At 40.6% G+C, this 10,012-nt stretch carries 10 protein-coding genes; 1 reads left to right on the forward strand and 9 read right to left on the reverse strand.

The genetic code is table 11. The features are described 5' to 3' along the window. Positions 1 to 95 precede the first annotated feature (95 nt). The 8 genes from rpsI to pbp2b all read right to left on the reverse strand — a co-directional run bounded on the left by rpsI (position 96) and on the right by pbp2b (position 7,828). Positions 96 to 488 carry a 30S ribosomal protein S9 gene (rpsI, locus tag HMPREF2795_RS06970; protein WP_000075973.1) on the reverse strand — a complete coding sequence of 131 codons (393 nt, stop codon included), beginning with the start codon at positions 486 to 488 and terminating at the stop codon, positions 96 to 98. A gap of 18 nt (positions 489 to 506) precedes the next feature. Then, the gene (gene rplM / locus HMPREF2795_RS06975; RefSeq protein WP_001044622.1) at positions 507 to 953 is read right to left on the reverse strand and encodes a 50S ribosomal protein L13; all 447 of its coding nucleotides are present in this window, start codon (positions 951 to 953) and stop codon (positions 507 to 509) included. A gap of 159 nt (positions 954 to 1,112) precedes the next feature. Continuing rightward, positions 1,113 to 1,820 carry a YwaF family protein gene (locus HMPREF2795_RS06980; RefSeq protein WP_075228534.1) on the reverse strand — a complete coding sequence of 236 codons (708 nt, stop codon included), beginning with the start codon at positions 1,818 to 1,820 and terminating at the stop codon, positions 1,113 to 1,115. 120 nt (positions 1,821 to 1,940) lie between these two features. Beyond that, positions 1,941 to 2,552: an NUDIX hydrolase gene (locus tag HMPREF2795_RS06985; RefSeq protein WP_000108120.1), complete on the reverse strand. Its 612-nt coding sequence runs from the start codon at positions 2,550 to 2,552 to the stop codon at positions 1,941 to 1,943. After that, positions 2,539 to 3,912 (reverse strand): UDP-N-acetylmuramoyl-tripeptide--D-alanyl-D-alanine ligase, encoded by a 1,374-nt coding sequence (gene murF / locus HMPREF2795_RS06990; RefSeq protein WP_075228535.1) that lies wholly within the window; start codon positions 3,910 to 3,912, stop codon positions 2,539 to 2,541. Before murF ends, HMPREF2795_RS06985 begins: the two co-directional genes overlap by 14 nt. A gap of 53 nt (positions 3,913 to 3,965) precedes the next feature. After that, positions 3,966 to 5,009: a D-alanine--D-alanine ligase gene (locus tag HMPREF2795_RS06995; RefSeq protein WP_075228536.1), complete on the reverse strand. Its 1,044-nt coding sequence runs from the start codon at positions 5,007 to 5,009 to the stop codon at positions 3,966 to 3,968. 166 nt (positions 5,010 to 5,175) lie between these two features. After that, a complete protein-coding gene (recR, locus tag HMPREF2795_RS07000; RefSeq protein ID WP_070888870.1) occupies positions 5,176 to 5,772 on the reverse strand; it encodes a recombination mediator RecR in 597 nt (198 codons plus the stop codon). Positions 5,773 to 5,782: 10 nt separating this feature from the next. Beyond that, positions 5,783 to 7,828, reverse strand: a complete 2,046-nt coding sequence (pbp2b, locus tag HMPREF2795_RS07005) for a penicillin-binding protein PBP2B (protein ID WP_075228537.1) — start codon at positions 7,826 to 7,828, stop codon at positions 5,783 to 5,785. A 196-nt stretch (positions 7,829 to 8,024) separates the two neighbouring features. Here pbp2b and HMPREF2795_RS07010 point away from each other — a divergent pair, with 196 nt between their 5' ends. Further along, entirely contained in the window at positions 8,025 to 8,870 is an 846-nt protein-coding gene (locus tag HMPREF2795_RS07010) for a MurR/RpiR family transcriptional regulator (RefSeq protein ID WP_060956197.1), read from the forward strand. 807 nt (positions 8,871 to 9,677) lie between these two features. On the opposite strand, the gene HMPREF2795_RS07015 is transcribed toward HMPREF2795_RS07010, so the two are convergent. Then, on the reverse strand, positions 9,678 to 10,012 hold a 335-nt coding region (locus tag HMPREF2795_RS07015; RefSeq protein WP_222563237.1), incomplete at its 5' end, for an LPXTG cell wall anchor domain-containing protein.

The following is a 10,012-nucleotide window of genomic DNA, read 5'->3' on the forward strand; positions in this document are numbered from 1 at the left end:
TCGCAACAACTGTGTCAATTGCACCAATTTAGTATGGAAGCATAAAAAAGAACACCCCGAAAGGTGCTCTTTGTAAGTATAGTAATTCTCTCGAATTAACGTTTACTAAATTGTGAAGCTTTACGAGCTTTTTTCAAGCCTGGTTTCTTACGTTCAACTTTACGTGAGTCACGTGTAAGAAGTCCTGCGCGTTTCAATGAATCGCGGAAGTCTGGGTCTACTTGAAGAAGGGCACGAGCGATACCGTGACGGATAGCTCCTGATTGACCAGCGTATCCACCACCTACAACGTTAACGAAAACGTCGTATGAACCTACAGTTGAAGTAACTGCGAATGGTTGGTTGATGACAAGACGAAGGTCAGCGTGTGGGATGTACTCTTCAACATCTTTTTTGTTAACAGTGATTTTACCAGTTCCTGGAACAAGGCGAACGCGTGCAACAGCGTTTTTACGACGTCCAGTACCTGCATATTGTGCTTGTGACATACTTTATTGTTCCTTTCCTTAGATAAGTCCTGAAATATCAAGAACTTCTGGTTGTTGTGCAGCGTGAGTGTGCTCAGCTCCAACGAATACTTTCAATTTCATACCTTGAGCGCGACCAAGAGTATTGTGTGGAAGCATACCTTTAACTGATTTCTCGATCAAACGAACTGCATTTTTAGAACGAAGTTCACCAGCAGAGATTGATTTCAATCCACCTGGGTGGTTTGAGTGAGTGTAGTAGATCTTATCAGATGCTTTTTTACCAGTCAATTTAACTTTTTCAGCATTGATAACGATTACGAAGTCACCTGTATCAGTGTGTGGTGTGAATGTTGGTTTGTTTTTTCCGCGAAGTACGCTAGCAACAACTGCTGAAAGGCGTCCAAGAGGTACATCAGTTGCGTCAACAACGTACCATTTGCGTTCTACTTGGCCTGGTTTAGCCATGAATGTAGTTTTGTTCATGATTTCTCCTATATGAATATCGTTTTTGTTTACAGGGCGGATGTTCCGGTCCGCAAGTTATTTGAAAGGTTCCGGGGCCTTACAAATGGGGTAAACAATACCGTCTACTATTGTATCAAAATTCTCAGATAAAAGTCAAGAGATTGGAAAAATATTTTTTTATTTCTGCCAGATTCTCAACCTTTTTTCTGCCTGCTCCTGAAGGATTGTCTGAAAAATTTTAGAGACTAAGTAAATAGCGCAAGTCAAGAATAGCGTTACCACTAGATAATTGATCAAACGACCGTGGTCTCCAACCAATGGTGGTCTTGTCAAAAATCCATAATCTCCACCTGTTACTAAATTAACCACGAAAATCAAGGCATTGAGCGAAGACGTGATCATTAGGATTCGTTTGAAATCCAGTAAACTAGCATCGTAGTCCTTCAGGAGATAAATCAAGGAATTTCCAAGGAGAGCTAAGTGTCCGAAAATAAAGGACAGGATGGCAATGTGGGGGAAGGGATAGGGATCTGGCACTGGATAAATAAAAGCTGCCAAAGTTCCAAAGGTTCCCAATACAGCAAAATACTGTTTGACTCTAGAGACACCCGGGATCAAAAGCACTACAAACATAGCCAAACGGCAATGATAAAAGGGTAGACTTTCTGTTAAAGGCATCTGATTAACCAAATACCATCCGTAGAGCAGGATTAACTGTAGAGCCTGTAAAATCTGGAAAAATCGTTGACAGACTTTTTTCTCACCATAACGGTAGGCAAGAAATACAGTCAATGCTAATAAGGTAAATAGACTTCCATACCAAAGAAGGTCAAACTGGGGTGGCTCTGTCGGCTGCGTACTAAATAAAGCATCCCAAAAATTCATGTAACTTTCCTCATTTTCATATAAGCCAATCTCTTACTGATTTTTATAGAGCCTAGCTTACATTTATTTCTTATATTTTTGTGTAAAAGAAACTGTCGATCTTAATATAAAACAAAGCTTCTAATCGACATATTGTTCCCGCTCACCCTGATAGACCTGCCATAGAATTTCCATTTGTTCTTTGGTTATTCGTTTTTCAGATAGGGGAGGAAGACTCTTGATATCAAAAAATTCAAGTTCTGCAATTTCTTGATTTTCTTGAAATTGTCCATCCAATAACTGACAGTCAAAGACGAACTTTGCATACTGCTTGTTCTGAAGTTGAAAGCGATTGGTATCAAAAACCGCCAATAAAGAGCCTACTTCTGCAGAAAAGCCTGTTTCTTCCTGAACTTCTTTTCGGATATTTTCCTTGGGAGAATATCCTACCTCGCCAAAGCCACCAGGTAAGGCCCAAGTATCCTCTCCTTGCCCTCTAACCAAACAAATCTTCTGATTTTGAACAATCCATGCCCTTACATCCATCAAGGGAGTTGCATAGCTACCTGTTGGTTTTAAAATTGCAGTCAATTCCTCTTGATCAAGCTCTGTTTGATCCTGCAAGACACTCCATAAAATCTGACGTAAATCCTCATAACGTTCACGGTCATAAGGATCCTTGGAATAGGTCAACCCAGTATCAGTGATAGCTAACATTCTCTGAATAGCTTTGGCGAAATCAGTTGTGCTCATTTTCTAGGCTTTCTACTAGCTTGGCTAGATTCATAGAGTTGGAACCTTTAAGCAGAATCTGGTCATGTGCGCCAAGACTTTCCTTGACCTGCTTAACCATGGCTTCAAACTGGTCTTCCTCAGCTGTTTTCTTGAAGTAGTAAACATGACCGATTGGGAACATTTGACTAGCTAGTTGAGCCAAATCAGCAATGTCTTCACCGTAGAAAATTACGGTATCAAGGACATCGGGTGTAATGCTCAAAATCATTTGATTGTGGAGTTGAACAGACTGGTCTCCAAGTTCCTTCATATCCGCCAGAACTGCGATTTTCTTACCACCTTCATTAGCTGGAATAGCAGAGAAAGTTTCTAAAATCAACTTCATAGCTGTTGGATTAGCATTGTAAACATCTGATAGGATATCTGCTCCATTGGCAGCTTTTTTCCACTCGGTACGATTGCGGGTCAATTCTAGATCCTGGAAGGCTTGACCAATCTGCTCCTCAGTCACTCCTTCTTGCAGGGCAACATAAGAAGCAATCATAGCATTAGTCGCATTGTACTTACCTGTTACTGGCAAGTCAAGAGCCTGCTCCAAGAAATTAGCCTTGAAGGTTAAGCTATCCTTACGCTCAGTTAATTCTGTAATTTCTAGTTCTGCACCTGGGCCAAAGCGAACCACTTTTTTGTCAGTAGGTAGATAATCCTCTACAATGGGATCAGCTGGTGCTAAAAGCAAGCCCCCTTTCTCCATACCATCAGCGATCTGTAATTTCCCTTTGGCAATCTCTGAACGGTCCTTGAAGAAGGCCAAATGGGCCTCTCCGACCAGAGTCACAATAGCTGTTTTCGGATGAGCCAGTTCAGACAAAAGATGAATATCTCCCAAGTGATCCTGTCCCATCTCCAAGACCAATTTCTCAGTGTCATCTGGCATATGAAGAACTGTATAAGGTAATCCAATCTCGTTATTGTAATTTCCTTGCGTTTTATAGGTTTTGTAGCTTGTAGAAAGCAAATGGGCCAACATATCCTTAGTCGTTGTCTTACCGTTCGAACCTGTAACGGCAAAGACATCTACACCAGTCTTTTGAAGGTAGTAGGCTGCAAGAGCTTGAAAGGCTGTTAAGACATCATCTACTAAAATGTATGGATGATCTGCCACTTCCTTTTCTGACAGGGTTACAGCAGCGCCATTTTCAAAAGCCGTCTCGATAAAATCATGACCGTCACGCGCCCCCTTGAGTGGCACAAATAGATCCCCAGCTCCAATCAAGCGACTATCAAACTCTGCCTTGACTAACGGCTTATCCGCATAGCTTTTCACATCATTTTTTGCATCAACAACACGCGCAACTTCGTGAATCGTAAGTTTCATGTTTACTCCTTTAAAAAGGGGCAAGGAGTCCTTCCTCGCCCTTATGTCTGTCTTTACAATAGGTGCGCTTCACGCTTGTCAAAACTTTCCTTAGCAAGATCAACCAAACATTCGATTAATTCTGGATAAGAAATTCCCATATTGTCCCAAAGCAAGGGATACATAGACCACTGGGTGAAGCCTGGCATGGTATTTAGCTCATTCAGGAAGACCTCTCCCTTATCTGTATAGAAGAAGTCACAACGTGACAAGCCAAGTCCACCGATAGCACGGAAGGCAGTTTCGGCATTTTTACGCATAAGAGCTATTACATCATCGCTAATCTTAGCCGGGATATCCATGGTAATCTTGTTATCGATATACTTGGCATCATAGTCATAGAAGGCTACGTCTTTGACAACTTCACCAGGAAGAGTGCTCTTGACATCATAGTTCCCTAAGAGACCAACCTCAATTTCACGGGCATTGACTCCTTGTTCTACCAAGACACGACTATCGTACTTGAAGGCGAGCTCCAAAGCTTTACCAAGTCCCTCTTTATTTTCAGACTTAGAAATACCAACACTAGAACCCATATTGGATGGCTTGGTAAAGACTGGATAGTTTAATTTGTCTTCAACTTCTGCAATCTTAGAAGCCAAGTCATCCCCTTCAACAATCGCTACGTAAGGAACTTGGGCAATCCCAGCAGACTCTAATACACGCTTAGTTGTAATCTTATCCATAGCAAGGCTTGAAGATAGGATGTTACAACCGACATAAGGCATTTTCAAGACTTCTAAGAAACCTTGAACGGAACCATCTTCTCCCATAGGTCCATGAAGAACTGGAAAAACAACCGCTCCTTCTTCGTAGATAGCACTTGGAGCAATTTTCTTGTCCCAATCGATCGTTTCATTGGTCATGAGACGTTGGTCTTGTCCAGGAGTTTGGGTAAATTCTTGGGTTTTGATAAAGTCTCCAGACTGGCTGATAAAGAAGGTTTTGACTGCGAAACGATCATAGTTAACCGCACGCATGACACTCTCAGCTGACAAGACAGAAACTTCACGCTCTGCACTGCGTCCACCATATAATAGAATAATTGTTTGTTTCATATGATTGTCCTATTTCTACTAGAATACTCGCTTTTTAGTATATCACATTTGTTTATTTTTTTAAACTTGAATAGCACAAAAGAGACTGGATTAAAAATAAATCTAGTCTCTTGATTTCTTATATATCGTATCTGCTAGTTAATTGCCTGTTCTATATCCTTACAGACTAAAGTTCGGTACGATTTTCGATGGCTCTTAGGAGCGTTACTTCATCTGCATATTCGATATCTGCTCCTACTGCTAGACCTCGTGCTAGACGAGTAACCTTGATACCTGCAGGTTTGAGCAAGCGAGAGAGATACATGGAGGTCGCTTCGCCATCAGCTGTTGCATTGGTAGCTACGATGACCTCTGAAACCTCACTGGCCATAAGACGAGTCATAAGACTCTTAAGGTTGATATCATCCGGACTAATTCCATTCATGGGTGAAATCAACCCATGCAATACATGGTATAACCCATGGTATTCCTGAATATTTTCCATAGCAGCTACATCTCGACTATCCTCTAGGACGAGGATAGTTGTTTGGTCCCGACTTGGATCTGTGCAGATAGAACAGGGATCTTCATCGGTTAAACGTCCACAGATAGAACAATAGGTCAACTCTCTTTTAGCTGAAAGGAGATTTTTAGCAAATTCGTTGACGTCATCATCCGGCATTCCAATAGTATAAAAGGCTAGACGGGTTGCTGTCTTGATCCCAATACCCGGAAGTTTAGAATAACTGTCAATCAACTTAGCAATAGGTGTTGGATAAAGCATGGCTTCCTTTCTAATTCATTGGATGGTGTTGGTTGTATAGATTGATAATGTCGCGAGCAATTGCTGGCCCAACATTTTTGGTTAAATTGGTATTATGAGGAAAGACTACTGCAACTGCAATTTGAGGATTTTCTGTTGGAGCATAGGCCACGGCATTGGTATTATTAGCTTCTTTTTGACCACCAGCTACATAGCTTTCAGCTGTACCGGTTTTACCACTGATAGAAACAGTGGCACCATCTGAAAACGCCCGTCCTGTCGTTAGGGGACTAGTTCCATGCGATACTTGGTAAAATCCTTGGTGCAAGATTGCCATATCTGATTCAGAAATATTGATTTTATTCATTTCGGTGCTAGTTGTTTGCTGAATCAAATTTCCTAGACCACCTTGCTCATTATTATCATAGACTCCTTCTACGATATGAGGAGCCAGGCGAACACCATTATTAGCGATTGTTGCCACATACTGGGCCAACTGCATTGGTGTGTAGTTATCAAACTGTCCAAAAGCATTGTACAGATAATTAGCCAAATCAAAGTTTTTAGGAATAAATCCTGTTGATTCCTCTGGCAAGTCAATCCCTGTAGCAGCACCCAAACCATACTCACCAAAAGTTGCGCGTAGTTTTCCCATGGCAGACTCTAGTTGGTCGGTCTTAACTGTCATATCCGGTTGATAGGTTTGCCCCATCATTCCTAGGGCAGTTTGAATCATATAGGCATTGGATGAGTATTCCAAAGCCTCGACTGCTGTAATCGGGAAGGAACCGTAAGCAAGAGTATACCAAGAATTGATAGCTGGGGATCCTTGGAAAACGATTGGCTGGTCTGTCAAGGTCTGGTTCCCCTTAAGAACACCATTTTCCCATCCCGAGCTGATGGTAGCCGCTTTAACGACAGAACCTGGAACAAAGACATTGGTCACAGTCCCCAGCGAGTCTGTGGTTAAGTCACCCGTTTCCAAATTATGTTTAATCCCTGACATAGCTAACACAGCACCAGTCTTAGGATTGAGCGCTACTGCATAGACACCTTCAGAATATTTTGCTCCACCATTTGAAAGTTCCGAACTGAAGTAACTTTTCAGAAGATTATCCACACTGTCTTGGAAGGTCAAATCAATGGTCAATTTAATATTTTTTCCCTTGCTACCTTCTTCGACATTTTCCACACTCTCCATATCGCCATATTTATCGAGATGGATTTCTTTTACGGTGCGCTTTCCTTGTAGAACTTCTTCGTATTGTTTCTCCAGATAAGAAGTTCCAACACGGTCATTAAGTGAATAGCCTTTTTGCAAATAAGCATCCACATCCTCAGCTGGAAGACCTGATTTCTCACTAGAGACACTTCCAACGATAGATGAAAGAGATGTTTCTAAAACCTTTCTATCCCACGAAGTTGAAATGCTAATACCAGGTAATTCCTTGGAAGCTGAAGCAATGATGGCCACCTGTGTGTCACTTAATGGATCGGTTTGAATATTCCCTGTCGCAAAATTACCAACTGCATTGAGCTGGTTAAAGAGGTAGATAACCTTCTTTTCATCCTCTGAATAGTTCAGTTGATCAGAAGTGATACTCTCAGCAGCATTGTTATAAAGTTGAGCTTCGGATAGTTGATTTCCATCAGAATCAAAACGTTTATCCTTAGGAAGAGCCTCTACCGTTTTTTTATAGACAGCTGGATCTGCTAGATAATAGTCAGCCATTTGACGTTCTGTCAAATCTGGCGAGGTAACTGTTACATACGTTAAGAGTTTAGTGGAAATATCCTTTAAATCAGTAGCTGTCATCTTATTGCTTCGTGTGAAAGCCACGACTTGTTTAACGGTATTTTCTACCAAGGGTTTTCCAGCCGCGTCATAGATTTCTCCACGAGCAGAACCCGTTGTTACCCTAGTTTGGCTAGCAGACGCTAACTTGGTTTCATAGAAATCCTTGTTCAAAACTTGCATATAGAGCAAGCGACCAATGATGGTCATGAAAAGTAAAATAACGATTGCAAACAATAAATTAAGCCGAATCGGTATCGAATGGCTATTGAATTTTCTCATACAAATCAGTCTCATTTCTAATCAAAATCTCAATTTCCATTGTACCATAATTTGAAGAGAAAATTATGGAAAAAGAAAAGACTTTTCCTTTTTATCCCAAAAACAAAGCAACTGTGGTATAATAGAAGTAAGCGCTATTTTATTTGTTAGGTTTTATTGACAAATAATGTTTAACAAATAACTACAAAGGAGTCCCATGAACAAGCCAGATATCTCTACGATTATTGATCTTCACTTTGAAGAAATGACCGATTTAGAGCAAGAGATTGCCCGCTATTTTTTGCAGGCAGATACCATTCATGATGACTTGTCTTCTCAGCAGGTCACTCAAAAACTTCATATTTCTCAGGCGGCTCTCACTCGTTTTGCCAAAAAATGTGGCTTTACGGGCTATCGGGAATTTATTTTCAAATACCAGCAACAAAAGGATACCCTTTCCGTTCCACAACAGGATATGAATCCTTTGACCCAAAGAGTCTTGAGAAGCTATACAAATATCCGAGAAATGACACAAGAATTGATTGATGATGACCAACTGGAGCGCATTGCCCAAATGATTGATCAATCAGAACGCGTCTATTTTTTTGGGACTGGAAGTTCTGGCCTCGTTGCGCGTGAAATGAAATTGCGTTTCATGAGACTTGGAGTCGTTTGTGAGGCTTTGACAGATCCAGACGGTTTCGCTTGGACAACCAGTATCATCGATGAAAAATGTTTGGTCTTTGGTTTCTCCCTTTCAGGAACAACTCCATCCATCATTGATAGTCTACTAGACGCTCAAGATATGGGGGCTAAAACTGTTCTTTTTACTAGTACGCCTAGCAAAGAAACTCAGGCATTTACAGAAACTGTACTGGTGGCAAGCCAAAGTCAGGCTTCCTATATCCAACGTATTTCTGCCCAACTTCCTATGTTGATCTTAATCGATCTACTCTATGCTTATTTCCTAGAAATTGATCGTGAAAGTAAAGAAAAAATCTTTAACAGTTATTGGGAAAATAAAAAACTAAATGGCTATCGTAGAAATAGAAGGTCTAGATAAGCCTCCATCCCTTTCAAGTGAACAATCACATCAGCAACCAGCGATTAAAGTCGCTGGTTTTTAGTTTGCTCAAGTCCTATAACTAATGACTTATGCACATAGAACTCTACACCTGCTACCTTCTATAAAAAGTCTCTATAAGTCTCTAAAGTTCTATAGTTAGTTGGTTTAAAAACTGTAGGGATTATAGAGATTTGTAATGATAGATAAAACAGCCCCGCAGTAAGATATTACCTATGTTTGAAATTTATAATACATATAGATTGAGATAAACCTCATTATACTTCTCCCTTATGAGTATATTCTTAAAAGATGATTAAAGAGTTTTTCAAAAATTCAATCCCCCTTAAACTTGAGCAAGTCAAACCTATCACCTTACTTCATCTAAAGAAACGCCATTCCCAAAATTTTCAATGTCGGAAATTCATAGTATTCGACTCACCTATCGAAAATAAAACTTACCAAACATCAACTCTAGTCTGATAAAAAGAGAACTCCCACTCTACTAAACACTTTCTTTGGGTTCTTCCATTTGTTGTGATTTATGAGGAACTTTATCTCATAGAAAGACTTTTTGTTTTCCAAATGCATAAAAAGAGGCTGGGTAAAGATCTTTAAAATCAGAAAAACGCATAATATCAGATATTCAAAAACCTTGATATTATGCGTTTTATGTTGAAAAGATTTTCTAAATGTTATCCCCAAAGTGGGGGATAGCCACTCTTTTCTATGACTTAAAGCCAGATTTGATCGTCAATGTGAGTCGTTATTTTAAACAAAGTAACATTACTCTCCTAAGAAAGATGACTATTTTTCGTCTTCCTTCTTACGACGTCCAAGTGCTGCCAATCCTACAAGTCCTGCAACTACTCCGAGTACAGTTGATCCTGCAGATGTAGTTTCACCAGTATTTGGAAGTTGTTCCTTAGCCGATGTTGGATTAGCTGGTTGTTCCGAAACTGGTTTATCTGGTGTTGGGTTCACCGGTTTACCTGGTGTTGGATCCACTGGCTTACCTGGTGTTGGGTTCACCGGTTTACCTGGTGTTGGATCCACTGGCTTACCTGGCGTTGGATTCACTGGTTTACCTGGTGTTGGATCCACTGGTTTACCTGGTGTTGGGTTCACCGGTTTACCTGGTG

Source organism: Streptococcus sp. HMSC056C01, assembly GCF_001811305.1.
Taxonomy (GTDB): domain Bacteria; phylum Bacillota; class Bacilli; order Lactobacillales; family Streptococcaceae; genus Streptococcus.